Origin of the sequence: Azospirillum argentinense (assembly GCF_000632475.1) — a bacterium.
GTDB classification, from domain to species: Bacteria; Pseudomonadota; Alphaproteobacteria; order Azospirillales; family Azospirillaceae; genus Azospirillum; species Azospirillum baldaniorum.
This window is the reverse complement of sequence record NZ_CP007793.1, coordinates 956,862-983,022: the sequence shown is the minus strand read 5'-3', so window position 1 is coordinate 983,022 and position 26,161 is coordinate 956,862. Positions and strand designations below refer to the sequence as shown.

The window sequence follows — 26,161 nt, the reverse complement described above, 5'->3', positions numbered from 1 at the left end:
TCAAAAGTGGTGTATGGTGGTTTCCTCATCACGATGCGGTACCACCCTCATGACCACGACCACGCCTTTGCGGCCCCAGGCGGGCGCCACACCGCTGAAGGGTGAGGACTCCGCTCTCCTCCATCCGGAGAGGCCGGACGGGCTGCCGCGCGGCTCGCGCTTTCCCGCGCCTCAGGTGGAGAAGATCCGCGGCGCCCGCCTGCTCGTCGTCTGGGCCGGCCTGGCTGCCGGGGCCTGGGCCGTGGCGGTGGGTGCGGGCTACGGCCTCTACGTCATCGTCCAGTCCGTGCTCTGACGACAAAAGGCTGCTGCGCGACGTTCGTGTCGCCTTTCGGAGAATTCCGAATCCGGCCTCTTGGATAGGCCCTTTTGGCGCTGCGGAAGGCCGCGTTACACCCCTGCCGACGTTGCAAAGAGTCCCGCGCTGGGCTATGAGGGCCGCATTTCCGACAGAAACCCCAAGGGGAAGAGCCAGATGAAGCTCACTCGTCGTGTTAAGGAAATTCTTGCGAACTACGAAAGCGACACCCCGGGCGTCAAGGCCAACCTTGCCCGCATTCTTATGGAAGGCAAGCTGGGCGGCACCGGCAAGCTGGTGATCCTCCCCGTCGACCAGGGTTTCGAGCACGGCCCGGCGCGCAGCTTTGCGCCGAATGAGCCGGGCTACGACCCGCATTACCATTACCAGCTCGCCATCGACGCCGGCTGCAACGCCTACGCCGCCCCGCTGGGCTCGCTGGAGGCCGGTGCCTCGACCTTCGCCGGCTCGATTCCGCTGATCCTCAAGATGAACAGCGCCAACAGCCTGTCGCGCCAGAAGGAGGACGCCGATCAGGCGGTGACCGCCTCGGTGCAGGACGCGCTGCGCCTCGGCTGCTCGGCCATCGGCTTCACGATCTACCCCGGCTCGGACGCCATGTACGACCAGTACGAGGAAATCCGCGAGTTGTCGAAGGAGGCCAAGTCGGTCGGCCTGCCCACCGTTCTGTGGTCCTACCCGCGCGGCGGCACGATCTCCAAGGAGGGCGAGCTGGCCATCGACGTGATCGGCTACGCCGCCCACATGGCCGCCCTGCTCGGCGCCCACATCATCAAGGTGAAGCTGCCGTCGGCCCATCTGGAGCAGGCGGAGGCCAAGAAGGTCTACGAGTCCAAGAACATCCCGATCGCCACCCAGGCCGACCGCGTCCGCCACATCATGCAGTGCGCCTTCAACGGCCGCCGCATCGTGGTCTTCTCGGGCGGCGCCACCAAGGGCGAGGACGCGGTGTTCGAGGACGCCCGCGCGATCCGCGACGGCGGCGGCAACGGCTCGATCATCGGCCGCAACGCCTTCCAGCGCCCGCGCGAAGACGCTTTGAAGCTGCTCGACCGGATCATGAAGATCTACCAGGGCAAAGAGTAAGGATCGCCTCGGGTGACCGAAACCGCCTGTCGGCTCTACCTCGTGACGCCGCCGGTCCTGGAACCGGCGGCGTTCGCGCCGAAACTGACCGAAGCGCTGGACGCGGGCGATGTCGCCTGCGTCCAGTTGCGTTTGAAGGACTGCTCCGACGACGCCGTGCGCCGGGCCTGCGACGCCCTGCGCCCGATCGCCCAGGACCGCGGCGTGGCCTTCATCCTGAACGACCATCCCGAACTGGCCCGCGAGACCGGCTGCGACGGCGTGCATGTCGGGCAGAAGGACACGCCCTACGCCCAGGCGCGGCGGATCGTCGGAAACGACGCCATCGTCGGCGTGACCTGCCACGACAGCCGCCATCTCGCCATGGAAGCGGGCGAGGCCGGGGCCGATTACGTCGCCTTCGGCGCCTTCTTCCCCACCACCACCAAGGACGCCGAATTCAAGGCGGAGCCGGAGCTGCTCCGGTGGTGGTCGGAGCTGATGGAGGTCCCCTGCGTCGCGATCGGCGGGATCACCCAGGAGAATTGCGGGCCGCTGGTGAGCGCCGGGGCCGATTTCCTGGCCGTGGTCGGCGCCGTGTGGAACCATCCCGATGGACCGGGCGCCGCCGTGAAGGCGTTCAACGCCGCCATCGCCGCGGCCGAAGGGTAACGAAGGCCGCCGCCGGATCATGGACCTCCTTTCCATCGAGACGCTGTCCGCGCTGTTCGCGGTCGGCCTTGTCGCGGGCTTCGTCGACGCCATCGCCGGGGGTGGCGGGCTTCTGACCCTCCCCGCGCTGCTCTGGGCCGGCCTGTCGCCCGCCCAAGCGCTGGCGACGAACAAGCTGCAATCGAGCTTCGGCTCCTTCTCCGCCGCGGTGAAATTCACCCGCGGCGGCGAGGTGAAGCCGCGCGACATGGCGGTGATGATCGGCTGCACCTTCGCCGGCTCCGCGGCGGGCGCCATCATCGTCCAGATGATCGATCCGGGATTCCTGCGCAACGTCATCCCGGTGCTGCTGATCGGCATCGCCATCTGGCTGCTCGTCTCCCCGAAGGCCGGCGAGATCGACGCGCAGCAGCGCATCGGGGAGCGTGGATTCGCCCTGCTCGCCGGGACGGGGATCGGATTTTACGACGGCTTCTTCGGGCCGGGCACCGGCACCTTCTTCGCCATCGCCTTCGTCTCGCTGCTCGGCTTCAACCTGCGCAAGGCGACCGCCCACACGAAGGTGCTGAACTTCACCAGCAACATCGCCGCCCTCCTCTTCTTCCTGGCCGGCGGGCAGATCGCCTGGGTGGCCGGGCTGCTGATGGGCGTGGGCCAGATGATCGGCGCGCAGATCGGCGCCCACATGGTCATCCGCAACGGCGCCGCCATCGTGCGGCCCATGCTGGTCGTCGCCTCCATCGCCATCACGGCGAAGCTGATCTGGACCGACGCCCAAGGGGTGATCGGCGCGGGCATGGCCATGGTCGCCGGCTGGCTGGGCTGAGCGCCCCCAATATCCCGATTTTCACACCCGCGCCCTCATGCCGCGGCGAATCGACCGTAGCGGGCATTCCCCTCCCCCCTGCACACTCGCGGGCGCATGATTTGTTGGCCCAACATTTTTTCAGCGGGGCCACTTTACGTTAACGTCAATCTGTGTATCATTGCGTCAAATAACGAAATTGGGGAGAAACGCATGTCCAAAGGGTCATTGAAGGGGAATCTGCTCGCCGCTGCCGCGGCCGTCGCCATTGCGGCCCCGCTGCCGGCCTGCGCCGCCGGCTATCTGCTGAAGGAGCAGAGCGCCTCGGGCCAGGGCACCTCCTTCGCGGGCGCCACCGCCAACGGCATGGGCGACGCCACCGGCCTGTTCTTCAACCCCGCGGCCCTGGGGACCATCGAGGGGAATCAGGCGGTCGGCGTTCTGAGCGGCGTGTTCCCGACCTCGAAGACCAGCAACGCCCGCGGCACCCGCGCCACGCGGCTGGGCGGCAGCACCATCCAGGGCACCTCCGACCCCGGCGACATCGGCATGGACGCGGTGATTCCGTCGGGCTACATGGCCTACACGGTGTCGCCGGACGTCAAGCTAGGCCTCGCCATCACCGCCCCCTGGGGCCTGTCCACCGACTATCCGGAAAGCTGGACCGGCCGCTACCACGGCATCCATTCCAGCCTGCTGACGATCAACATCTCCCCGACCGTGTCCTACCGGCTGATGCCGGACCTGACCATCGCCGGCGGCCTGCAGCTCCAGTACGCCAAGGCGCGGCTGAGCCAGGCCGTGGACTTCGGCTCCATCCTGGCGGCGACCGGCGTTCCCATCGCGCCGGGTTCGCGCGACGGCGTGGGCGAGGTCAAGGGCGACGACTGGGGCTTCGGCTTCACCGCCGGCATGCTGTACGAGCCGGCCAAGGGCACCCGCTTCGGTGTCTCCTACCGCTCCTCCGTCTTCCACGAGCTGGACGGCGATTCGAAGTTCGAGGGCGTCCCCGCGACTCCGGCGCTGCAGGCCAGCTTCGCCAATTCGCCGGTGCGGGCGAAGGTCGCCACGCCGGACATCATCTCCTTCGGCGCCTATCACGAACTGACCAGCTCCTTCGCTGTGATGGCCGACGCGCAGTGGACCAACTGGTCGCGCTTCAAGGAGCTGCGCATCCGCTACCGCAACCCGCTGCGCACCGACACGGTGACCGACGAGAATTGGGACGACTCCTGGTTCTTCGCGCTGGGCGCCGCCTACAAGTGGAACGAGAAGCTGACCCTGCGCTTCGGCGTGGCCTATGACCAGACCCCGGTCAGCGACCAGTACCGCACGCCACGCATCCCGGACGAGGACCGTTACTGGGTGTCGATCGGCGCCGGCTACCAGGTCACCGACAACATCCGGACCGACATCGGCTACAGCCACATCTTCGCCAACAAGGCCAAGATCGACCTGCGCGACAACCTGACGGGCAACGACGCCTTCCGCGGCAACCTGTCCGCCGACTACAAGGCCCATGTGGACGTGATCGCGCTCCAGACCAAGATCACCTTCTGATCCGCATCCCGGTGGAGCGCGCGGGCGCCGCCCGTTCGCTCCACCGTCCCCGCCTCTTGTCCATCGCCGGGTCCGTGCTAGGCTTTCCCCCAATCAAGAACCCGACCCGGGAGAGGAATCCGCATGGCCGACACCTTCACCGCCTTCGTCATCGAAGACGCCGACGGCAAGCCCAAGGGGGGCTTCAAGCCGCTGAGCCTGACCGACCTGCCCGACCATGACGTGCTGGTCGAGGTCGCCTGTTCCACCCTGAACTACAAGGATGGCCTCGCCGTGTCCGGCAAGGGCCGGATCGCCCGCAAGCTGCCGATGGTCGCCGGCATCGACCTCGCCGGCACGGTCGTGGAGTCGCGCTCCGCCGACTGGAAGGCCGGGGACAAGGTCATCGTCAACGGCTGGGGGCTGTCGGAAACCCAATGGGGCGGCTACAGCCGGTTCCAGCGCGTGAAGCCGGAATGGTTGATCCGGCTGCCCGACGTCTTCTCGCCGGAGGAGGCGATGGGCATCGGCACCGCCGGCTACACCGCGGCGCTCTGCGTCGACGCGCTGGAGGATTGGGGCGCGATCCAGCCCGGCGGCAAGGAGGTTCTGGTCACCGGAGCGGCCGGCGGCGTCGGTTCCGTCGCGGTCGCCCTGCTCGCCAAGGCCGGCTATCCGGTCACCGCCTCCACCGGACGGCCCGAGACCCACGAGTATCTGTCCGGCCTGGGCGCCACCGGCTTCATCGACCGCGCCGCCCTTCAGGAGAAAGGCCCGCCCCTGCAGAAGGAGCGTTGGGCCGGCGGCGTCGATTCGGTGGGCGGCATCACGCTGGTCAACGCCCTGTCGCAGACCGTCTGGGGCGGCGCCATTGCCGCCTGCGGGCTGGCGGGCAGCGCCGATCTGCCCGGAACGGTGCTGCCGCACATCCTGCGCAGCGTCACTCTGATCGGCGTCGATTCGGTCGCCGCCCCGGCGGCGCGGCGCGAGCGCGCCTGGGCGCGGCTGGCCCGCGACCTCGACAAGGACCATCTGAAGACGATGTACACCGTGGAGCCGATGTCGAAGCTGCCGGAACTGGCCGGCCAGATCCTCGCCGGGCAGGTGCGCGGCCGCGTGGTGATCGACGTAACCGCCTGAAGACGCCGGTACCGGTGGCAGGTGGGGTCAGGCCCCCGCCACCGGCAGCCACAACACCTCGTCGATGCGCTCCGCCCCGCTGCACAGCATGACCAGCCGGTCGAAGCCCAGCGCGATGCCGCTGCACTCCGGCATACCGTGTTCCAGTGCTGCGAGGAAATCCTCGTCCACCGGGAAGCGGTCGCCGTAGATGCGTTCCTTGAGGTCCATGTCGGCCTCGAAACGGGTGCGCTGGGCGCGGGCGTCGGTCAGCTCGCCAAAGGCGTTGGCGAGTTCCAGACCGCAGGCGTACAGCTCGAACCGCTCGGCCAGCCGCAAGTCCTCCGGCTTGGGGCGCGACAGGGCGGCCATGCAGATGGGATAATCGGTCAGCACGCAGGGCACGCCGGCGCCCAGATGCGGCTCGATCCGGTCGAACATGATGCGGAAGACGATGTCCTCCCAGCGGTCGCCGTCGTGCGGGGCGATGCCGATGGCCCGCGCCATGGCGGCCAGCGGGGCCGGGTCGGGGTCGTGGCTGCCGTCGAAGGTTTCCAGCAGATCGATCCCCGCATACTCGCGGAAGGCGTCCTGAACGGTCAGCACCCGCCACTCCTTGAAGGGGTCGCAGGTCATGCCGCGGAAGTCGAATCGCGTCCGCCCGGCGGCGATGGCGGCCTCGCGCACCAGATCCTCGCAGTCGCGGATCAGCGTCCGATAGCCCTCCCCCGCCCGGTACCATTCGAGCATGGAGAACTCCGGCGCGTGGGTGGCCGACCGCTCGCCGTTCCGAAAGACGTGGGCGATCTGGTAGATGCGCGGCAACCCCGTCACCAGCAGCTTCTTCATGGCGAATTCGGGGCTGGTGTGCAGGTGCAGCCGCAGCCGGTCGTCGGGGTGCGGCCCCACCAGTTCCGTCGCGAAGGCCTGGAGATGCGGCTCCATCCCCGGCGAGACCTGGAGCGCCGGGGTGTCCACCTCCAGGAAGGCGTTCTCCTCGAAGAAGCGGCGGACGGCGCCCAGCACGCGGCCGCGCACGGCCAGATGGGGGCGGCGGCGGGCGAAGCTCTCGGGAGCCCAGGCGGGCGTGACGGGGGACATGATGGCCTTCACTGACGGAGCGATGACGTTGCTTAGCAGAGCGGGAGCGGCGGCGAAAACGGACAAAGAAGGCGCAGAACGCCGATTGAGCCCCACCCGGCGTTGCCACCGGCCCGGCAAGCTGCTAGGTTCCGCGCCGCCTGTCTCCTGGAAATCACGAGTATGTCATGAAGGTCAACGCCAACACGATGCGTCCCGGCCATGTGCTGGAGCATAACGGGAAGCTCTGGGTCATCACGAAGACCGCCATCGTCCAACCCGGCAAGGGCGGCGCCTTCATCCAGCTTGAAATGAAGGATGTGCGCACCGGCAACAAGTCGATCGAGCGCTTCCGCACCCAGGAGACGGTCGAGCGCGCCCGCCTGGACGAGCACGAGATGACCTTCCTGTTCGCCGAAGGCGACAGCTACACCTTCATGGACAAGGAAAGCTACGAGCAGACCGCCATCCCCGGCGAGATCATCGGCGACCAGAAGGTGTTCCTGCAGGACGGCATGGAAGTCACCGTGCAGTCCTTCGAAGGAGCGCCGCTCGGCGTCGAGATCCCCGGCAAGGTCACCCTGCAGATCACCGAGGCCGACCCGGTGGTGAAGGGCCAGACGGCCTCCTCCTCCTACAAGCCGGCGAAGCTGGAGAACGGCGTGTCGATCCTGGTCCCGCCGCACATCGAGTCGGGCACCCGCGTCGTCGTCGACACCCAGACCGGCGAGTATGTCGAGCGCGCCAAGGACTGACCGTCCCGGCTGATTTTCTGCGCACCGGCTCTCGCTTAAGGCAGGGGCCGGTGTATTCTTTTTCCGGTTCCGCACGAGATAAAGCACGCCCATGGCCACCCGCTCCGCCCTTATCAACGTGATGGTCCGCGCCGCCGAAAAGGCGGCCCGCGGCCTTGTCCGCGACTTCGGCGAGGTCGAGCACCTCCAGGTGTCGCGCAAGGGCCCGGCGGACTTCGTGTCCGCCGCCGACATGAAGGCGGAAAAGCTGCTGCGCGAAGAGCTGCAGAAGGCCCGCCCGGATTTCGGCTTCCTCATGGAGGAGACGGGCGCCAGCAAGGGCAGCGACCCGACCGCCCGCTGGATCGTCGATCCGCTGGACGGCACCACCAACTTCCTGCACGGCATCCCGCACTGGGCGATCTCCATCGCCGCGGAGAAGAACGGCGAGATCGTCGCCGGCGTCGTGTACGAGCCGGTGCACGACCAGATGTTCTGGGCCGAGAAGGGCCAGGGCGCCTTCCTCAACCACCAGCGCCTGCGCGTGTCGGAGCGCCGCAACCTCGCCGACGCGGTGATCGCTACCGGCATCCCGTTCAAGGGCCGCGGCGACCATGCCGGCTTCCTGGTGGAGGCCGAGGCCCTGATGAAGGAGGTCGCGGGCATCCGCCGCTTCGGCGCCGCCTCGCTCGACCTCGCCTACGTCGCGGCGGGCCGCTACGACGGCTATTGGGAGCGCGGTCTCGCCCCCTGGGACGCCGCGGCCGGCCAGCTTCTGGTCACCGAGGCCGGCGGCTTCGTCGGTGAGATCGGCGGCGGGCGCAATCCGGTGTTCGGCGGCACGATCCTGGCGGCCAATGCCCATTTCCACCTGCCGATCGCCAAGATCCTGCGCGGTGCGGCGGAACGCAAGGTGCGCTCCGCTCCCGCCGGAGCGGCTGGGGCGGCGGACGCCGGTCAGGGCTGACCTCCGGCCGAGCCATAAGCCCTTCATGACGTTGGGGTAGCAAGGGCCGCGCTTTGGTGGGGAAACACGCCGCGCGGCCCAAAGGGCGTTGTCCCTACGCCGATCGAAGGGCTATGGTACCAACGCTTTTCCGTGTCACTGGGAACAACGCGCTGGTCACCATGAGGATTGTCGGACGCATGAGCCGTTCTCCGAACGCGCCCGCCGGGCGGCCGGTACCCCCGCGCGTCCTCTCCGCCGCTGCGGCCGTGGCTCTGTCCCTGGCCGTGACCGCCTGCTCCTCGCCCGGCACCGCGCCGCCCCAGACCAGCGCCGCACCGCCCCAGACCGCCGCCGCCAACACGGGCGGACTGACGCTGGAGAACGCGCAGCCGCTGCCGATTCCGCCGCGGCCCGATCTCTTCCCGCCCCCGCCCCCGCCGGCCCCGCCCGTCTTCAAGGCCCCGACCCTGATGACGGCGCCGGATCTGCCGCAGATTTCGATCGGTCCCACGCCACCGCCACCGGCCCTGCCGGAAGGCGCGCCGCCGGTCCCCGCCTCCAACCGGCCGGCGGCATCGCCGCCGCCCGACCGGACGCAAACCGCTGCCCTGCCGCCGCCAACTCCGAAGGCACCCTCGGCGCCCTCCCTGCCCCGCATGGAGCCGTTGACCGTGCTGTTCGATGGCACGGCCACCACCTTGCCCGATCCGGCCCAGACGCGTCTGGACACCATCGCCGAGCGCATGAACGCCAACCCGCAGCTTCGCCTGCAGATCCGCTCCTACGCCAGCGGCACGCCGGAAACGGCGCGCGAGGCGCGGCAGCTGTCGCTGGCCCGCGCGCTGGCCGTGCGCGAACGGCTGGGGACCGCCGGCATCGCCAGCACCCGCGTCGACATCCGCGCCATGGGTATGGAGGCGGCGGGCGGTGCGCCGGACCGGCTGGACGTCGAGTTCCTGAACCAATGAGCTGCTCTCTGTAAGCCGTACCGCCTGCCCCCTTCCCTGGACGAGAGTGCCCATGGCCGCCATCGCCCCGTCGTCCCACCCTCTTGAGGAGCCTTCCCCGATGACGCGCCCGGAGCGCTTCCTGACACGGATGATCCTCTTCCTGGTGGTCGTGGGAAGCGTGACGGCCTTGCTGTTCCCGGCCCTGCGCGCCGCCTTCATGAACAACCCGGCGCTGAACGGGCTGATCCTCGGCACGCTGCTCGCTGGCATCCTGTTCATCTTCCGCCAGGTGCTGATGCTGCGGCCCGAGGTGGCATGGTTGGAGCATTTCCAGTCCGGCAACCCCGCCGTCGCCGCGCCGGAGCCGGTTCTGCTCGCCCCGATGGCGCGCATGCTGCGGGAGCGGCGCGGGCGGCTGACCCTATCCGCGTTGTCGATGCGCTCGCTGCTCGACGGCATCGCCTCGCGGCTGGACGAGTCGCGGGAGTTGTCGCGCTACCTGATCGGTCTGCTGATCTTCCTCGGCCTGCTCGGCACCTTCTGGGGCCTGCTGCACACGGTGCAGTCGGTCGGCTCCGTCATCGGCGGGCTGTCGGTGCAGGGCGGCGATGTCGGGGCGATGTTCAGCAACCTCCAGCACGGTCTGGAAGCGCCGCTGACCGGTATGGGCACGGCCTTCAGCTCGTCGCTGTTCGGTCTGGCGGGCTCGCTGGTGCTGGGCTTCCTGGAGCTTCAGGCCAGCCAGGCGCACAACCGCTTCTTCCAGGACGTCGAGGACTGGCTGTCCGGCGCCACCCGCCTGTCGAGCGGGGCCGGCGGCAGCCTGGAGACCGGCGACCAGTCGATGCCCGCCTATCTGACGGCGCTGCTGGAGCAGACGGCGGAAAACCTCGACTCGCTGCAACGCACCGTCGCCACCGCCGAGGAGGGCCGCCGCTCGGCCAACGCCAATCTGATGGCGCTGACCGAACGGCTCACCACGCTGACCGACCAGATGCGCGCCGAACAGCAGCTCCTCCTGCGCCTCGGCGAGAGCCAGCTGGAGATGAAGGGGCTGCTCGACCGGCTGTCCGACGCGGCCATCGGCGGGTTCGACGACGCTTCGCGCCAGCATCTGCGCAACATGGACATCTACCTCGCCCGCATGGTCGAGGAATCCTCCACGGGCCGGGTCCAGGCGGTGCAGGAAATCCGCAGCGAGATCAAGCTGCTGGCCCGCACCATCGCCGCCCTGGCCGAAGAATCGGAACAGCGCTGATTGGAACAGCGCTGACGCCTACCCCCTGTCCGTCCGGAGGGACACCCCGCCATGCCCAGCATCAGCCGCCGCAACGGCCACCGCGAGGCCAGCGCATGGCCCGGATGGGTGGACGCGCTGTCGTCCCTCGTCATGGTGGTCATCTTCCTGCTGATGATCTTCGTCGTCGCCCAGTTCTACATGGCGACCGCCCTGACCGGGCGTGACGAGCAGCTCGGCAGCCTGAACCGCAAGGTGGCGGAGTTGAACGACCTGCTGGCGCTGGAGCGGGACGCCAACGCCGACCTGCGCATCAACGTCGCCCAGCTTTCGGCGGAGCTTCAGGGGTCCGTCGCGGCGCGGGACACCATGACCGGCCGCATCGCCACGCTCCAGGGCGACCTCGACCACGCCACCCGCGCGGCGGAGGAGTTGCAGCGCACAATCCGCGCCGACAAGGAAACCATCGAGCTGAAGCTGGCCGAGGCCGCCAGTCTCCAGGCCGACCTGAAGGCGCTGCGCGAGGCCCGGACCAAGCTGGAAAGCGAACTCGCCGCCGCCGCCGCGCAGCAACGCCTGACCGAGGAGCAGCGTCAGGCCCTGCTGGCCGAGCTGGGCGGGGAGCGCGACCGCTCCAAGGCGCTGGAAACACGGCTCGCCAGCGCCGACGAGAAGACGATGCTCGCGCAGAAGGACATCGAGAAGCGCGACATCCGAATCACTGAGCTGATGGCTTCCCTGTCCGCCGAGCAAGGCGCGACCGGCAAGGCGAACGAGCAGGTGGACCTGCTGAACCGGCAGATGGCCGCCCTGCGCGAGCAACTCGCCCGCATCGGCGCCGTGCTGGAGATCTCGGAGAAGAAGGCGGAGGAGCAGCAGGTCCAAATCGCCGAACTCGGCTCGCGGCTCAATCAGGCGCTGGCCGCCAAGGTGCAGGACCTCGCCCGCTACCGTTCGGAGTTCTTCGGGCGGGTGCGCGAGGCTCTGGGCAACCGGCCCGACGTGCGCATCGTCGGCGACCGCTTCGTCTTCCAGTCGGAGCTTCTGTTCCCCTCCGGCTCGGCGATGCTGGAGGAGGCCGGCAAGCAGCGGCTGGCCGCGCTGGCCCATACACTGATCGAGATCGGCCGGACAATCCCGCCGGACATCAACTGGGTGCTGCGGGTGGACGGCCACACCGACGCGCGCCCGGTGCGCATCCAGTTCGCCTCGAACTGGGAACTGTCGGCGGCGCGCGCCATCTCGGTGGTGAAGTACTTGATCGACCAGGGAATTCCGGCGGACCGTCTGGCCGCCGCCGGTTTCGGCGAGTATCAGCCGCTCGACCCCGGCACCAGCGACGAGGCGCTGGCGCGGAACCGGCGCATCGAGGTGAAGCTGGATCAGCGGTGAAAGGCGCATTGCCCCCACCCTTCCCACGGCTGCGCCGCGGGCCCCTTCCCTCCCCCGCTGCGCAGGAGAGGGAATTTTATCCCCTCCCTCGCCAAAGGCGGGGGAGGGTCAGGGAGGGGGCAAGCACTCCTTACTCCGCCGCGACCGTCTCCGGTTCCACCGCAGGGCTCCACCGCAGCACCGGCTTGCGCGCCGCAGCGGTCTCGTCGAGGCGGCGGCGCGGGGTCAGGCGCGGGGCGCCCTGGAAATAGGCCACGTCGCCGGACTTGGCCCGCTCCGCCAGGGCGCGCAGGGCGGTGACGAACTGATCCAGGCTGGCCTTCGACTCGGTCTCGGTCGGCTCGATCAGCAACGCGCCATGCACGACCAGCGGGAAGTACATGGTCATCGGGTGGAAGCCCTCGTCGATCAGCGCCTTGGCGATGTCGAGCGTGGTCACCCCCGTGCCCTTCAGGAAACGGTCGTCGAACAGGCATTCGTGCATGCACGGCCCCTCGAAGGACGGCGTCATCACGTCCTGCAGACGGGCCAGCAGGTAATTCGCGTTCAGCACCGCGTCGTTCGCCACCTGCCGCAGCCCGTCGGCGCCGTGGCTCATCATGTAGGCGAGCGCGCGGACGAACATGCCCATCTGGCCGTGGAACGCCTTCATCCGCCCGAAGGCCGGGCCGTCGCCGGCCTGCTCCACCAGACGGAAGGCGCCGTCCTTGTCCTGCACCACATAGGGCACCGGGACGAAGGGGGCCAGCGACTCCGCGAAGACCACCGGGCCGGAGCCCGGACCGCCGCCGCCGTGCGGCGTGGAGAAGGTCTTGTGCAGGTTGATGTGCATCACGTCGATGCCGAGGTCCGCCGGACGCACCCGCCCGACGATGGCGTTGAAGTTGGCACCGTCGCAGTAGAAATAGGCGCCCGCCGCGTGCACCGCCTCGGCGATGGTGATGATGTCGCGCTCGAACAGGCCGCAGGTGTTCGGGTTGGTCAGCATCAGGCCGGCCACGTCGGGGCCGAGCTTGGCCTTCAGCGCCTCCAGATCGACGCGCCCGTCCTCGGTCGCCGGGATCGCCTCGACGGCGTAGCCGCAGGCGGCAGCGGTCGCCGGGTTGGTGCCGTGGGCGCTTTCGGGGACGAGGATCTTGGTGCGGCCCTTATCGCCCTTGGCATCATGGGCGGAGCGGATCGCCATGATGCCGCACATCTCGCCGTGAGCGCCCGCCGCCGGGGCCAGCGTCACCGCCGCCATGCCGGTCAGCGTGGCGAGCCAGCGGCCCAGCTCCGCCATCAGTTCCAAGGCACCCTGCACCGTGCTTTCCGGCTGGAGCGGGTGCACGTCGGCGAAGCCCGGCAACCGTGCCATCTTCTCGTTCAGGCGCGGGTTGTGCTTCATCGTGCAGGAGCCGAGCGGGTACAGACCGCTGTCGATGGCGTAGTTCTTCTGCGACAGGCGGGTGTAGTGGCGGACCACCTGCGGCTCGGCGAGGCCCGGCAGGCCGATCCGGCCGCGCGGCTTCACCGCCCCCAGGCGCGAGCCCACCGCGGGGACCTCCGGCAGGTCGACGCCGCAACGCCCGGCGCTGTCCTGTTCGAAGATCAGCGGCTCCTCGATCTGGAGGCCGCGGTTGCCGGTGACGGTCTGCGGAACGGCGCTGTCAGAGCCTTCGGCGAGGCCGGTCGGGCGACCCTGGTTGTTCATGCTCATCACAGAACCTCGGCGAGGGCGGTGGCGAAGGCGTCCATATCGGACTCGGTGTTGGTCTCGGTGGCGGCCACGATCAGCAGGTCGTCGAGCCCGCCGCCGAACAGGCGGGAGGCCGGAACACCGCCCAGGATGCCGCGTTGCGCCAGAGCTTCCACGACCTCCGCGGCCGGCTTCGGCAGCTTGACGGTGAATTCGTTGAAGAAGCTGTCGTTGACGATCTCGACACCCGTCACCGCGGCCAGCTTGTCGGCCAGTTGAACGGCCTTGGCGTGGTTGATCTCGGCAAGCCGGGTGAAGCCCTCCTCCCCCAGCAGGCTGAGGTGGATGGAGAAGGCCAGCGCGCACAGGCCGGAGTTGGTGCAGATGTTCGAGGTCGCCTTCTCGCGGCGGATGTGCTGCTCGCGGGTGGAGAGAGTCAGCACGAAGCCGCGCCGCCCGTCGGCGTCCACCGTCTGGCCGCAGAGGCGGCCCGGCATCTGGCGGACCAGCTTCTCCTTCACCGCGAACAGCCCGACATAGGGGCCGCCGAAGTTCAGCGCGTTGCCCAGCGACTGGCCTTCCGCCGCCACGATGTCGGCGCCCATCTCGCCCGGCGGGGTCAGCAGGCCGAGCGACACGGCCTCCGTCACCACGACGATCAGCAGGGCGCCCTTGGCCTGGCAGGCCTTGCCCAACTCCGTGTAGTCACGGACATGGCCGAACACGTCCGGGTTCTGCACGACGACGCAGGAGGTGTCGCCGTCGACCTCGGACAGCAGATCCTCGCCGCCGGTCGGGGCCGGGGGCATCACCACCGTCTCGAAACCGATGAAGCGGGCGTCGGTCGTGGTGGTGTCGCGGTAATGCGGGTGCAGGCCGCCGGACAGAACGGCCTTCTTCCGGCGGGTGACGCGGTTCGCCATCATCACGGCTTCCGCGCATGCGGTGGCGCCGTCGTACATGGAGGCGTTGGCGACGTCCATGCCGGTCAGCAGCGAGACCTGGGTCTGGAACTCGAACAGGACCTGCAGCGTGCCCTGGCTCACCTCCGGCTGGTACGGGGTGTAGGCGGTCAGGAACTCGCCGCGCTGCACCAGATGGTCCACCGTCGCCGGGATGTGGTGGCGGTAGGCACCGGCGCCGAGGAAGCTCGGCACGCTGCCGGCGGGCAGGTTCTTGCCCGCCATCGCCGACAGGGCGCGATCGACCTCAAGCTCGCCCATATGGTTGGACAGCCCCTCGATCGGGCCGGAGAGGCGGGCCGCCTCGGGCACGTCGCGGAACAGCTCGTCCACCGACGGCACGCCGATGGCCTCCAGCATGGAGCGCCGGTCGGCCTCGGTCAGGGGCAGGTAACGCATCTCAGGCTTGCCCTTCCACGAAGGCCTTGTAGGCGGCCTCGTCCATCAGCCCGTCCAGCTCCGCCGGGTTGCTGAGGCGCAGCTTGAAGAACCAGCCGGTGGTCTCGGCCCCGGCGTTCACCAGCGACGGGTCGTTCTCCAGATCGGCGTTGGCCTCGATCACCTCGCCGGAGACCGGGGCGAAGACGTCGCTGGCGGCCTTCACCGACTCCACGACGGCGGCTTCCTTGCCCTGGGCGAGCTGGCGGCCGACGTCCGGCAACTCGACGAACACGACGTCGCCGAGCTGGTGCTGGGCGTGGTCGCTGACGCCGACGGTGCCGACGTCGCCCTCGACGCGGACCCACTCATGGTCCTTGGTGTACTTGATGGTCATGATTGTCCCCTGTTCGAAACGGTTTTGTGATTCTCAGCCGCGGTAGTAGCGCTGCGGCACGAAGGGCATGGCGGCGACCTTGGCGGCCAGCGGCTTGCCGCGGACCATGAGCTCGACCGGCGTGCCCACCGCGGCGTGCGCGCGGTCCACATAGCCCATGGCGACCGGGGCCGAGGCGGTGGGGCCGAAGCCGCCGCTGGTCACCTCGCCGATCTTTTGCCCATCCGCGTCGCAGACGTCGGTGTGCTCGCGGGCCGGCTGGCGGCCTTCCGGCTGGAGGCCGACGCGGCGGCGCGGGGCGCCGTTGGCGAGCTGGTCCTTGATGATGGCGTAGCCGGGGAAGCCCCCCTCTTCCCGGCGGCGCTTGGACAGCGCCCATTCCAGGCCGGCTTCGACCGGCGTCGTCGTCTCGTCAATGTCGTGGCCGTAGAGGCAGAGCCCGGCCTCCAGGCGCAGCGAGTCGCGGGCGCCCAGCCCGATGGCCTCGACTTCGTCCTCGGCGAGCAGGGCGCGGGCGATGGTCTCGGCGTCGGACTTGTCGCAGGAGATTTCGTAGCCGTCCTCGCCCGTGTAGCCGGAACGGGTGACGATGACCGGGATGCCGTTGAAGGTGGCCGGCAGGTAGCTCATGAACTTCATGGTGGCCGCTTCGGGGATGAAGCGCCCGAGCACCGCCGCGGCCTCCGGCCCCTGCAGGGCCATCAAAGCGAGGTCGTCCAGCAGTTCCACCTCGGCCTTGCCCTTCAGCCGCTCGCGCATGTGGGCGACGTCATGGTCCTTGCGGGCGGCGTTGACGACCAGGAACAGGTGATCCCCGGCGTTGGTGACCATAAGGTCATCCAGGATGCCACCCTGCTCGTTCAGGAACAGCGTGTAGCGCATGCGCCCACGGGCCAGCCCTTTGATGTCGCCGGGAACCAGCGACTCCAGCGCGGCGGCCGGGTCCTCGCCGGTCAGGCGCACCTGCCCCATGTGCGACACGTCGAACAGCCCGGCCTTGGCGCGGGTGTGCTGGTGCTCCTTGAGGATGCCGAGCGGGTACTGCACCGGCATGTCATAGCCGGCGAAGGGAACCATCTTGCCCTTCAGCTCCAGATGGAGGCTGTGCAGTGGCGTTTTCTTGGGGGACTCAGAAGCCTCGGTCACGCGGGTCCTCCGACATAGGGTCGCACAACCCGCGCCGGGATTGGCGCGAGTCCTGCCCCCTCTGTCCTGGACCTGAGAGATTCACCGGCGGGGTCCAACCCTCGACAACCGGTTTACTCCTTCGGTGAGCCGTCATCCGCTGTGCGCGAACCGGGCTGCTTTCCAGAGTTGCCTTATCCCCCTTGCGGTCCTTTTGCCTGAGAGTTTCCGGGGCGGTTGCTCCTTCGGCGCCACTGTCCGGTGAACCGGCCAGTGATCTCTCCCGCGAGGGATCGTCGGCTTGTGCCGCTTAACCTACCGGGACCTTTGCGAATGTCAATCGGGGTTCGCTGGCGGGGTTCGCTGGGGTCCCGGCGACGCTCACTTCAGGTCCAGATGGCTGCCGTCGCAGAAAGGCGGCTTCTTGGTCGCCTTGCAGCCGCAGAAGCGCGCCTTCATGGAGGTGGTGGGGGCGAACTTCATCGGCTCCAGCCCGGTGCCGGCGTGGCTGCCGTCGCACAGCGGCTGCTTGGCGCTGCGCCCGCAGCGGCACCACCAATAGGTCTTGCCGGCTTCCAGCTCGATGACGATGGGTTCCTTGGTCGCGGCGACCGGTGAGCTGGGCATGATGCTGCCCCCCTTACCCGATCACTGCTTCATCTGCGCGCGGTTGAAGGCCAGCTGCTCCGGCGTCAACTGGAAGCCCAGGAAAATTTTCCAGTCCTTGCCGTTGGCGTCCTTGGGCAGCGGAATCTTCGGAGCCAGTTCCTCGCGGCTGCCGGAGCGGAGCTTGCCGGACTCGAAGGTCACGGAGGTGTCGAATTCCGACTTGGTCGTCGGCGTCTCCTCGCCCGGCTTGGCGACGGCGACGAAATAGCGGTAGTTCGCCGTGTTTCCCTGCATGGCCGGCCCGCGCTCCGCGATCAGGAAGACGTTCACGTTCACCGTGACGCCATCGCTGGTGTAGTCGCAGTTGCCGGAATAGTCGGCCAGCGCCGCGCGGGAGGTTACGTCCGTCAGGTCGCGCCCGCCGCCGTTGCGGAACTGGGTGACCTCCGCCAGATCGCGGACGATGGACACCTTCGGGCAGGCCAAGGCCGCGTCCGCCGCGGTGTTCGATCCGCCCCCGAGTCCGGAGCAGCCGGTGAGCGCCAGAAAACCCAGACTCGCGAATGCAAGCGCCCGCGGGCTTTTCCGGGCGGGGGTTCCTATATTACGGTCGCGGCGGCGGTCCATCGGTCTGGCCTAACGGTTGGAAGGGTGTGTTCTGCCACGACTTTAGAGAAGCGGTGGGGCCGGCACAAGGCCACGCCGCCGCTGCGACGAACGAACCCCTACACCCCCTTTTTCGAGACACCGGAACGACGCGCATGACCCAGACGCCCCTGACCATCCTGCTCGCGGCCCCCCGTGGCTTCTGCGCCGGCGTGGACCGCGCGATCCAGATCGTGGAGGTGGCGCTGGAGCGGTTCGGCGCCCCCGTCTATGTCCGGCACGAGATCGTCCACAATCGATTCGTGGTGCAGAGCCTGGAGGCCAAGGGCGCCATCTTCGTGGACGAGCTGGATCAGGTGCCCGACGGCGTGCCGGTGGTCTTCTCCGCCCACGGCGTGCCGAAGTCGGTCCCGGCGGCGGCGGAGCAGCGCGGCCTGTTCTACCTCGACGCCACCTGCCCGCTGGTCAGCAAGGTGCACCGCGAGGCCGAGCGCCACTTCAACGAGGGGCGCCAGATCGTCCTGATCGGCCACGCCGGCCACCCGGAGGTGATCGGCACCATGGGCCAGTTGCCCCAGGGCGCCGTGGTTCTGGTGGAGACGGTGGAGGATGTGGCGACGGTCCAGGTGGACGACCCGGAGAATCTCGCCTACGCCACCCAGACCACCCTGTCGGTGGACGAGACGGCGAGCATCGTCGCCGCCCTCCAGGCCCGTTTCCCGTCCATCGGCGGACCGAAGAAGGAGGACATCTGCTACGCCACCACCAACCGCCAGCAGGCGGTGAAGGCCATCGCGCCGAAGGTGGACGCCCTGCTGGTCTTGGGCGCGCCGAACTCCTCCAACTCCAAGCGGCTGGTCGAGGTGGCGAAGATCCACGGCTGCCAGCGCGCCCAGCTCGTCCAGCGCGCGGCGGACATCGACTGGTCGGCGCTCGACGGAGTCGCCACGCTGGGCATCACCGCCGGCGCTTCGGCCCCCGAAGTGCTGGTGGAGGAGGTCATGGAGGCCGCCCGCGCCCGCTACGCCGTGACGGTGGAGGAGCTGCGCACCGCCTTCGAGGACATCACCTTCAAGCTGCCGAAGCCGCTGCTGGACGGCGGCGCCCCTTCCCGTCCGGTCCCGGCAGACGCATAATGCAAAGACCCGCATAATCCGGGGACCGGCCTTCGCGAAGGAGACGTTCATGGGCGCCCCCGCCATCCAGAAGATGGACATCGACGAGTTCCTGGCCTGGGCCGACCGGCAGGAGCCGGACACCCGCTACGAGCTGGTCGGCGGTCAGCCGCGGGCGATGAACGCGTGCTCCCAGGCGCACAGCCGGCTGACGGCGGCGATCATCATCGCTATCGGCATGCGTCTCCGCCCACCCTGTCGAGTCTTGACGGAAACGGCCATCGAACGCGACGACCGCAACGACTGCTTTTACGAGGCCGACATCGCCGTCACCTGCTCGCCCCACCAGCCCGGTCAGCGCTCGACGCCGAATCCGGTGCTGGTGGTCGAGATCCTGTCCGACAGCACGGCCAGCCACGACCGCGGCACCAAGGTGCCCGACTACATGCAGATCCCCTCCGTGCAGGAGGTGCTGCTGGTGGACAGCTGCGCCGTCCGGGCGCAGCTCTGGCGCCGTGACGGACGGCGCTGGATCGTCGAGGATTTCACCGAGGACGCCACGCTGCCGCTGGCCTCCATCGGGGCGGAGCTTCCCCTGGCGGCGCTTTACGACGGCATAGCCCTGTGAGCGGCCCAGAGGCGAGCGGCCGCGGCAGCATTGACCGGCGCCCCGAATCCCGGTAAGGCGCTGGCATGGCCGTATACACCGAAGTCACCGACGACGAGCTGAACGCTTTCATCGCCCAGTACGATCTGGGCGCCGTCCTGTCCTGCAAGGGCATCGCGGAGGGGGTGGAGAATTCCAACTTCCTTCTGGTGACGGAGCGCGGCCCCTTCATCCTGACGCTCTACGAGAAGCGCACCCGCCGGGAGGATCTGCCCTTCTTCCTGGGTCTGATGGAGCATCTCGCCGACAAGGGCATCGCCTGCCCGTTGCCGGTCCAGGGGACGGACGGGCTGGCCCTGCGCGAGCTGGCCGGGCGCCCGGCGGTGATCGTCACCTTCCTGGCCGGCATGTGGCCGCGCCGCATCACGCCGCACCACTGCGCGGAGCTGGGGACGGCGCTGGCCCGCCTGCATCTGGCCGTCGCCGACTTCCGGATGGAGCGCCCCAACGCCCTGTCGCTGGACGGCTGGAAGGATCTTGCCGGCAAATGTGCGCCGCGCGCCGACGAGGTGGCCCGCGACCTCCGCGCGACGCTGGAGGCGGAACTGGCCGCGCTGGAGGCCAACTGGCCCGCCGGCCTGCCGTCCGGGGTCATCCACGCCGACCTGTTCCCCGACAACGTGTTCTTCCGCGGCGACGGGCTGTCCGGCCTGATCGACTTCTACTTCGCCTGCAACGACTTCCTGGCCTACGACATCGCGATCTGCATGAACGCCTGGTGCTTCGAGGTCGACGGGTCGTTCAACGCCACCAAGGCGCGAATGCTGCTGACCAGCTATCAGAAGGTCCGCCCTCTGTCGCCGGCGGAGCTGGCCGCCCTGCCCTGGCTGTGCCGCGGCAGCGCCCTGCGCTTCCTGCTGACGCGCCTCTACGACTGGCTGAACCATCCGCCGGGGGCCTTCGTGCGTCCGAAGGACCCGCTGGAGTATCTGCGCAAGCTGCGCTTCCACCAGACCGTCCGCGGGCTCGGCGATTACGCGCTCGACGACGGCGGCAGCTATCAGGTCTGACGCCATGACGGACACGACGGATACCGGCACCGGCGGCGAGAGCGCGCCGAAGGTCGTCGACATCTTCACCGACGGCGCGTGCAGCGGCAACCCCGGCCCCGGCGGCTGGGGCGCCATCTTGCGTTACAACGGGGTGGAGAAGGAGCTGTACGGCGGCGAGCCGGCCACCACCAACAACCGCATGGAGCTGATGGCCGCCATCCAGGCGCTGGAAGCTCTGAAGCGGCCCATGGAGGTGCGGCTCTACACCGACAGCGAGTATGTGAAGAACGGCATCACCCAGTGGATTCACGGCTGGAAGGCCCGTGGCTGGAAGACCGCCGACAAGAAGCCGGTGAAGAACGAGGATTTGTGGCGCCGCCTGGACGAGGCGAAGCGGCAGCACTGGATCGAGTTCCACTGGGTCCGTGGCCATGCCGGCCACCCGGAGAACGAGCGGGCCGACGCGCTGGCCCGCCAGGGCGTCGCCGAGGTCCGGCAGACCGGGCGGGGCTGACCCGTCCGGCGAATGGCCGCCATCCTCAAGGGTTTGTGGACGGCGGCCCCACCGCCCCGCTAGGCTCCCTCCGACAACAAACGACGAAAGATCGTTGGGAGGAGACCGAGATGTATCCGCATTTGCGGAACGAAGCCCGCTGGGTGCTGCCCGAGGTGCTGGCCCATCAGGCCGCCGAACGCGGCGGCAAGACCTTCGTCACGATGATTGGCGGCGAGTCCCTGACCTACGCCGAGGCGCAGGAGCAGGCGGGCCGCGTGGCCGGCTTCTTCGCCGGGCTGGGTGTGAAGCCGGGCGACACGGTGGCGGTGATGCTGCCGAACGGGCTGGACTTCGTGCGCGTGTGGCTGGGGCTGGGACGGCTGGGCGCCGTCATGGTCGCGCTGAACACCGAGCTGAAGGGCGGCTTCCTGGAGCACCAGCTGGAGAACGCCGGGGCCGCCCTGGCGGTGGTCGACGCCGCCCTGGCCGACCGCATCACCGACATCACGCCACGCCTGACCGCGCTGCGTGGGCTGGTGGTGCCCGGCGCCGCCCAAGGATCGCCGCACACGGCGCTGGAGAGCTGGCGCGACGCCGCCCCCTACGACGGCCCCCTGCCCCGCGCCGGCGACGACGCCTGCATCATGTACACGTCGGGCACGACCGGCCTGTCGAAGGGCGTGCTGATGCCGCACGGCCACGGCTTCCTGTTCGGGCTGGGCTCCATCGACAATTTCGCGCTGACCGACGAGGACCGCTTCTACATCTGCCTGCCGCTGTTCCACGCCAACGGGCTGTACATGCAGCTTTACGCCGCGATGATCTCCGGCGGGTCGGCGGTGCTGCGCGAGCGGTTCAGCGCGTCGGCTTGGCTGGACGACATCCGGCGCCACGGCTGCACGGTGACCAACTCGCTGGGCGCCGTCACCGCCTTCGTGGTGGCCCAGCCGCCGCGCCCGGACGACCGGGACCACCCCCTGCGCCTCGTCGGCGCCGCCCCCAACCCGGCGGACACCGAACGGGTGCTGCGCGAGCGCTTCGGCGTCCGCGACGTCATCAGCCTTTACGGCATGACCGAGGTGAACATCCCGCTCTACGCCGAGATGGGCAAGCCGCGCCCCGGCACCTGCGGCAAGGTCTACGACCGCTACTTCGAGGTGGAGATCCGCGACCCGCAGACCGACATCCCGGTGCCGCGCGGTCAGGTCGGCGAGGTCATGGTGCGCCCGAAGGCCGCCTTCGGCTTCCTGTCCGGCTATCACCGGATGCCCGACAAGACGGTTGAGGCGTGGCGAAACCTGTGGTTCCACACCGGCGACGCCGCGGTGATGGACGCGGAGGGCTACGTCACCTTCGTCGACCGCATCAAGGACTGCATCCGCCGCCGCGGCGAGAACGTCTCGTCCTACGAGGTGGAGACGGTGCTGTCGCGGCTCGAGGGCGTGGCGGAGGTCGCCGCCTACGCCGTGCCGGCGGGCATTCCAGGGGCGGAGGACGAGATCATGGTCGCGCTGGTCGCCGCACCGGGCGCCACCCTGACGCCGGAGGCCGTGGCGGCCTACGCCGAGCGTGAACTGCCGCGCTACGCCCAGCCCCGCTATATCGACATCGTGGACGCCTTCCCCAAGACGCCGACCGCCAAGGTGCAGAAGGCGAAGCTTCGCGAGCGCGGCGTGGCCGACACCACCTGGGACCGCACGAAGGCGACTTGAACGAGAACCTGCGCACAATTCCCTCTCCCCTCTGGGGAGAGGGTCAGGGTGAGGGGGGTGCGCGTGGCGGAACGTCCAGTACAAGCGCACCCCCCTCACCGGCCCTTCGGGCCACCCTCTCCCCAGAGGGGAGAGGGTTTATAATGACGCCCCCGGGTTGCTCTGCTCCCCTTACAGCGCGCCCAGCACCGCTTCGGCCGAGGACACCTCGAACTGGCCCGGCTTCTCCACGGCGAGGTGGGTGACCTTGCCGTCCTTGGCGACCAGGGCGAAGCGCTGGCCACGCAGGCCGAGGCCGTAGCCCGTGCCGTCCATCGTCAGGCCCAACGCCTGGGTCAGCGCGGCGTTGCCGTCCGGCAGCATGGTGACCTTGCCGCCGACTCCGTTCTTCTCGCCCCAGGCGCGCATCACGAAGGGGTCGTTGACGGCGAGGCAGACGATGTCGTCCACGCCCTTGGCCTTCAGGTCCTCGGCCTTCTGGACGAAGCCCGGCAGATGCTTGGCGGAGCAGGTCGGGGTGAAGGCGCCCGGCACGGAGAACAGCACCACCGTCTTGCCCTTGAACAGCGCGTCGGTGGTGACGTCCTGCATCCCGTTGTCGGTCAGATGCTTCAGCGTGACGGACGGGATGGCGTCGCCCACTTGAATGGTCATGTCTCCTGAACTCCCAAATTTTTTGTGCTTCAGCTTTTGATCTTGCCGGACGCCCGGTCGAGCGCGTCGAGGACGGCGCCCTCGGTCAGCAGTTCCGGAAGCGCGATGCCCTCCGGAGCCCCCGGACCATAGACGATGTTGAAGGGAATACCATAGCGGCCGTGTCGGGCAAGATAGCGGGCAATGCTCTCGTCCGGTCGGGTCCAGTCGGCGCGCATGGCGGTCACCGTCCCGGCGTCCTCCAGCCGTTGCGCGACGGTGCCGCGGTTCAGCACCAGCTTCTTGTTGGCCTGGCAGGTGATGCACCAGTCGGCGGTGACGTCCACGAAGACGGTGCGCCCGGCGGCCACCTGCTCGCGGATCGCCGCCTCGTCGAAGACGGTCCAGCGCGCCGCCGTACTTTCGGCCACCGGAGCCGCCCCGGCGGAGGGACCGAAGACGGCGGGAACGGCGAAGGCCACCACGGCCAGCAGCCCGGCCAGCGCCGCCCCGGCCCAGCGCGCCGTCTCCGCCAGCCGGCGGCCCAGCCACAACGAGGCGACCAGCCCGCCCATCAGCACGGCGACGGCCAGCGCCGGCACCTCGCCGACCTGGACGACCAAAACCGACAGCAGCCAGAGCGCGGTCAGGGCCAGCGCCCCGCCCAGCACCCGGCGCAACGCCACCATCCAGCGCCCCGGACGCGGCAGCAGGCGCGCGGCGCGCGGGAAGGCGGCGATCAGCAGATAGGGCAGCGCCAGCCCGACGCCCAGCGCGGCGAAGATGGCGAAAACCTCCAGCGCCCCGCGGGCCAGCGCGAAGCCCACCGCCGTCCCCAGGAAGGGCGCGGAGCAAGGCGTGGCGAGCAGCGTGGCGAAGGCGCCCGTGGCGAACTGTCCACCCAGCCCCTGCCCCTCCGGCCCGCCCAGCCGGTCGGCGACGGCGCGCGGCAACGGAAGCTCGAACAGGCCCCACAGGTTGGCGGCGAACAGGGTCACCAGCACGACCATGAAGACGAGGAACAGCGGCTGCTGGAACTGGATGCCCCAGCCCACCGCCCCGCCCGCCGCCTTCACCGCGACCAGCGCCCCGGCGAGGATCAGAAAGGAGGTCAGGATGCCCGCCGCCGAGGCCAGGAAGCCGGCGCGCACCGCCGCGGGCGCCCGTCCGCCATGCTGGACGATGGACAGCAGCTTCAGCGACAGCACCGGCAGCACGCAGGGCATCAGGTTCAGGATCAGCCCGCCCAGCAGGGCGACGCCCAGCATGGCCAGCAGCCCCGCCGGAGCCGCCCCGGCACCTCCGCCCAGCCCCGCCGCAGCGGTCGCCGGAGCCTCCACGGACCGGTTGCCGTCCACCACGGTCAGCGTCATCGCCCGTCCGGCGAGGTCCAGGCCGGGCGTCGGGTCGGTCGCGTCCATCCGCAGGATCGCGCGCCGGTCGCCATCGAGAAATTGGCTCTTGGGTGCGGCGAAGGTCACCGGCGGGTCGGTCTCCACGAACACGTCGGGGGCGACCATCGGCTCGCGGGCGGTGACCTCCACCTCCAGCACGGCGCCCTGGCCGCGCACCGCCGTGACGGTCAGGCCCGACGCCCGCCCGTCGCCGGGCACCAGGGACTGGGCGCGGGCGATGTCGTTGGCCGACGGCCCCGGCGTCGCCGGCCCCTCGGGGATGGACAGGGACAGCGCCACCATCTCCGGCACGCAGATGGTCGAGCAGACCAGCAACTCCGCCTTCAGCGCGAGGTCGAGCGGCTTGCCCGGCTCCGCCGGTGTGGCGGCGATGGGGAACAGCACCTCCGCGTCGTAGCCCGCCGTCTCGAAGCCCAGAACGGTGAAGCGGTGCGGCGCCGGGTAGATCAGTTCCGTCGCCTTGAGGTTCCGCGACTCCGACCAGTCCAGCCGCGGCGCGAAGCCGGCATCGCCCGGGGTGCGCCAATAGGTCTTCCAGCCGGGCTCCAGCCGAACCTCCAGCCCCAGGGGGATTTTGGCGAGATCGCCCACCCCCTGCACCGACGCGACGAGCCGCGCCTCCACCGGGCCGGACTTGACCCAGGAGCCGGTCTCCGCCCTCCCCATTCCGGGTGCGGCCAAGGCCAGGATGGCGAGCAGGAACGGAACAAACCTTTTCATCGCACCGACTGTTCTCATATCAAGACGCAGCGGGCCGCCCATCGGCCGCGGCTGTATATGGATGACAAAGCTTGGCCCGTGCTGTCACACTCGGGCGAAGACGGCTTCGGGTGGCCGCCCAGCGGTCCGCCCGTCCCCCGACACAAGGATAGCGCCCATGCCGCACCTGACCAAGTCCTCGGACTATCTGACCGGCCAGTTGCTGATCGCCATGCCGGGCATGACGGACCCGCGTTTTCAGCGGACCGTGATCTATATGTGCGCCCACAACGAAGACGGCGCCATGGGCCTCGTCGTCAATCGTCTGTTCGGGTCGGTCACCTTCGAGGATTTGCTGGAGCAGCTCGAGATCGAAATCCAGGAGCCGATCGCCAACATGCCCGTCCATTATGGCGGGCCTGTGGAGTCCGGGCGCGGATTCGTCCTGCATTCGACCGATTACGTGCGGGACGGCACGCTGGTGGTGGACGACGAGGTGGCGCTGACCGCGACCATCGACATCCTGCGCGCCATTTCCGAAAACCGCGGGCCGCGCCGCAACATCCTGCTGCTCGGCTACGCCGGCTGGGGGCCGGGGCAGTTGGACGCGGAAATCCAGGCTAACGGCTGGCTGAACGTGCCCTGCGACGAGACGCTGCTGTTCGATCCCGAACTGGACACCAAGTGGGAGCGCTCGATCGCCAAGCTCGGCGTCAGCCTGTCCATGCTGTCGGCGGAGGCCGGGCACGCCTAACGGCGTCCCCTCCCGATCACGAGCACGACCCGCCGCACCACAAGCGGCGGGACCTCACCTCA

General features: G+C 69.1%; 26 protein-coding genes and 1 riboswitch. Of the genes, 17 read left to right on the top strand and 9 right to left on the bottom strand.

Annotated elements, in window-relative coordinates; genetic code table 11:
- Nucleotides 1-49 precede the first annotated feature (49 nt).
- From ABAZ39_RS04635 to ABAZ39_RS04610, 6 genes are all read left to right on the top strand, one after another.
- Nucleotides 50-295: a hypothetical protein gene (locus ABAZ39_RS04635; RefSeq protein ID WP_038527181.1), complete on the top strand. Its 246-nt coding sequence runs from the start codon at nt 50-52 to the stop codon at nt 293-295.
- Between the two features lie 180 nt (nt 296-475).
- Entirely contained in the window at nt 476-1,405 is a 930-nt protein-coding gene (locus ABAZ39_RS04630; RefSeq protein WP_014240815.1) for a class I fructose-bisphosphate aldolase, read from the top strand.
- 12 nt (nt 1,406-1,417) lie between these two features.
- Nucleotides 1,418-2,056, top strand: a complete 639-nt coding sequence (gene thiE / locus ABAZ39_RS04625; protein ID WP_038527178.1) for a thiamine phosphate synthase — start codon at nt 1,418-1,420, stop codon at nt 2,054-2,056.
- Between the two features lie 19 nt (nt 2,057-2,075).
- Nucleotides 2,076-2,882: a TSUP family transporter gene (locus ABAZ39_RS04620; RefSeq protein WP_038527174.1), complete on the top strand. Its 807-nt coding sequence runs from the start codon at nt 2,076-2,078 to the stop codon at nt 2,880-2,882.
- Nucleotides 2,883-3,074: 192 nt separating this feature from the next.
- Nucleotides 3,075-4,421 carry an OmpP1/FadL family transporter gene (locus tag ABAZ39_RS04615; protein WP_038527171.1) on the top strand — a complete coding sequence of 449 codons (1,347 nt, stop codon included), beginning with the start codon at nt 3,075-3,077 and terminating at the stop codon, nt 4,419-4,421.
- A 123-nt stretch (nt 4,422-4,544) separates the two neighbouring features.
- On the top strand, nt 4,545-5,540 hold the full coding sequence (locus ABAZ39_RS04610; RefSeq protein ID WP_038527168.1) for an MDR family oxidoreductase: 996 nt from the start codon (nt 4,545-4,547) through the stop codon (nt 5,538-5,540).
- Nucleotides 5,541-5,567: 27 nt separating this feature from the next.
- Here the strand turns inward: ABAZ39_RS04610 and epmA are convergent, their stop codons facing one another.
- Nucleotides 5,568-6,620 carry an EF-P lysine aminoacylase EpmA gene (epmA, locus tag ABAZ39_RS04605; RefSeq protein ID WP_038527165.1) on the bottom strand — a complete coding sequence of 351 codons (1,053 nt, stop codon included), beginning with the start codon at nt 6,618-6,620 and terminating at the stop codon, nt 5,568-5,570.
- A 167-nt stretch (nt 6,621-6,787) separates the two neighbouring features.
- On the opposite strand from epmA, the gene efp reads away from it, so the two are divergent.
- The 5 genes from efp (at nt 6,788) to ABAZ39_RS04580 (ending at nt 11,861) form a co-directional block, all read left to right on the top strand.
- Entirely contained in the window at nt 6,788-7,354 is a 567-nt protein-coding gene (gene efp / locus ABAZ39_RS04600) for an elongation factor P (RefSeq protein ID WP_014240821.1), read from the top strand.
- Nucleotides 7,355-7,445: 91 nt separating this feature from the next.
- Complete coding sequence (locus ABAZ39_RS04595) at nt 7,446-8,300, top strand: inositol monophosphatase family protein (protein WP_038527161.1); 855 nt, start codon at nt 7,446-7,448, stop codon at nt 8,298-8,300.
- A 179-nt stretch (nt 8,301-8,479) separates the two neighbouring features.
- On the top strand, nt 8,480-9,250 hold the full coding sequence (locus ABAZ39_RS04590) for an OmpA family protein (RefSeq protein ID WP_051657799.1): 771 nt from the start codon (nt 8,480-8,482) through the stop codon (nt 9,248-9,250).
- Nucleotides 9,251-9,350: 100 nt separating this feature from the next.
- Nucleotides 9,351-10,490, top strand: a complete 1,140-nt coding sequence (locus tag ABAZ39_RS04585) for a hypothetical protein (protein WP_038527158.1) — start codon at nt 9,351-9,353, stop codon at nt 10,488-10,490.
- 51 nt (nt 10,491-10,541) lie between these two features.
- Nucleotides 10,542-11,861, top strand: coding sequence for a peptidoglycan -binding protein (locus ABAZ39_RS04580; RefSeq protein ID WP_038527155.1), 1,320 nt, complete (start codon nt 10,542-10,544; stop codon nt 11,859-11,861).
- Nucleotides 11,862-11,991: 130 nt separating this feature from the next.
- On the opposite strand, the gene gcvPB is transcribed toward ABAZ39_RS04580, so the two are convergent.
- From gcvPB to ABAZ39_RS04550, 6 genes are all read right to left on the bottom strand, one after another.
- The gene (gcvPB, locus tag ABAZ39_RS04575; protein ID WP_372441615.1) at nt 11,992-13,554 is read right to left on the bottom strand and encodes an aminomethyl-transferring glycine dehydrogenase subunit GcvPB; all 1,563 of its coding nucleotides are present in this window, start codon (nt 13,552-13,554) and stop codon (nt 11,992-11,994) included.
- 5 nt (nt 13,555-13,559) lie between these two features.
- Nucleotides 13,560-14,900, bottom strand: coding sequence for an aminomethyl-transferring glycine dehydrogenase subunit GcvPA (gcvPA, locus tag ABAZ39_RS04570; protein WP_038527149.1), 1,341 nt, complete (start codon nt 14,898-14,900; stop codon nt 13,560-13,562).
- 1 nt (nt 14,901) lies between these two features.
- On the bottom strand, nt 14,902-15,276 hold the full coding sequence (gene gcvH, locus ABAZ39_RS04565; RefSeq protein WP_038527146.1) for a glycine cleavage system protein GcvH: 375 nt from the start codon (nt 15,274-15,276) through the stop codon (nt 14,902-14,904).
- 33 nt (nt 15,277-15,309) lie between these two features.
- Nucleotides 15,310-16,422: a glycine cleavage system aminomethyltransferase GcvT gene (gene gcvT, locus ABAZ39_RS04560; protein ID WP_038527143.1), complete on the bottom strand. Its 1,113-nt coding sequence runs from the start codon at nt 16,420-16,422 to the stop codon at nt 15,310-15,312.
- Nucleotides 16,423-16,597: 175 nt separating this feature from the next.
- Nucleotides 16,598-16,697: riboswitch (glycine riboswitch) on the bottom strand.
- 85 nt (nt 16,698-16,782) lie between these two features.
- Nucleotides 16,783-17,028 (bottom strand): CDGSH iron-sulfur domain-containing protein, encoded by a 246-nt coding sequence (locus ABAZ39_RS04555; protein ID WP_038527140.1) that lies wholly within the window; start codon nt 17,026-17,028, stop codon nt 16,783-16,785.
- A 21-nt stretch (nt 17,029-17,049) separates the two neighbouring features.
- Complete coding sequence (locus ABAZ39_RS04550; RefSeq protein ID WP_247875091.1) at nt 17,050-17,496, bottom strand: hypothetical protein; 447 nt, start codon at nt 17,494-17,496, stop codon at nt 17,050-17,052.
- Nucleotides 17,497-17,771: 275 nt separating this feature from the next.
- Between ABAZ39_RS04550 and ispH the strand changes: the two genes are divergently transcribed.
- The 5 genes from ispH to ABAZ39_RS04525 all read left to right on the top strand — a co-directional run bounded on the left by ispH (nt 17,772) and on the right by ABAZ39_RS04525 (nt 22,598).
- Nucleotides 17,772-18,752: a 4-hydroxy-3-methylbut-2-enyl diphosphate reductase gene (ispH, locus tag ABAZ39_RS04545; protein ID WP_038527134.1), complete on the top strand. Its 981-nt coding sequence runs from the start codon at nt 17,772-17,774 to the stop codon at nt 18,750-18,752.
- Nucleotides 18,753-18,801: 49 nt separating this feature from the next.
- Complete coding sequence (locus ABAZ39_RS04540; protein ID WP_038527131.1) at nt 18,802-19,359, top strand: Uma2 family endonuclease; 558 nt, start codon at nt 18,802-18,804, stop codon at nt 19,357-19,359.
- A gap of 65 nt (nt 19,360-19,424) precedes the next feature.
- Nucleotides 19,425-20,408: a homoserine kinase gene (locus ABAZ39_RS04535; protein ID WP_038527128.1), complete on the top strand. Its 984-nt coding sequence runs from the start codon at nt 19,425-19,427 to the stop codon at nt 20,406-20,408.
- Between the two features lie 4 nt (nt 20,409-20,412).
- Nucleotides 20,413-20,904, top strand: coding sequence for a ribonuclease HI (rnhA, locus tag ABAZ39_RS04530; RefSeq protein ID WP_051657797.1), 492 nt, complete (start codon nt 20,413-20,415; stop codon nt 20,902-20,904).
- A 110-nt stretch (nt 20,905-21,014) separates the two neighbouring features.
- Complete coding sequence (locus ABAZ39_RS04525) at nt 21,015-22,598, top strand: AMP-binding protein (protein ID WP_038527125.1); 1,584 nt, start codon at nt 21,015-21,017, stop codon at nt 22,596-22,598.
- A gap of 171 nt (nt 22,599-22,769) precedes the next feature.
- Here the strand turns inward: ABAZ39_RS04525 and ABAZ39_RS04520 are convergent, their stop codons facing one another.
- Both ABAZ39_RS04520 and ABAZ39_RS04515 read right to left on the bottom strand, forming a co-directional pair.
- Nucleotides 22,770-23,252, bottom strand: a complete 483-nt coding sequence (locus tag ABAZ39_RS04520) for a peroxiredoxin (protein WP_038527122.1) — start codon at nt 23,250-23,252, stop codon at nt 22,770-22,772.
- Nucleotides 23,253-23,281: 29 nt separating this feature from the next.
- Nucleotides 23,282-25,366, bottom strand: a complete 2,085-nt coding sequence (locus ABAZ39_RS04515; RefSeq protein WP_038527119.1) for a protein-disulfide reductase DsbD family protein — start codon at nt 25,364-25,366, stop codon at nt 23,282-23,284.
- Between the two features lie 157 nt (nt 25,367-25,523).
- On the opposite strand from ABAZ39_RS04515, the gene ABAZ39_RS04510 reads away from it, so the two are divergent.
- Nucleotides 25,524-26,099, top strand: coding sequence for a YqgE/AlgH family protein (locus ABAZ39_RS04510; RefSeq protein ID WP_038527116.1), 576 nt, complete (start codon nt 25,524-25,526; stop codon nt 26,097-26,099).
- Nucleotides 26,100-26,161 lie beyond the last annotated feature (62 nt).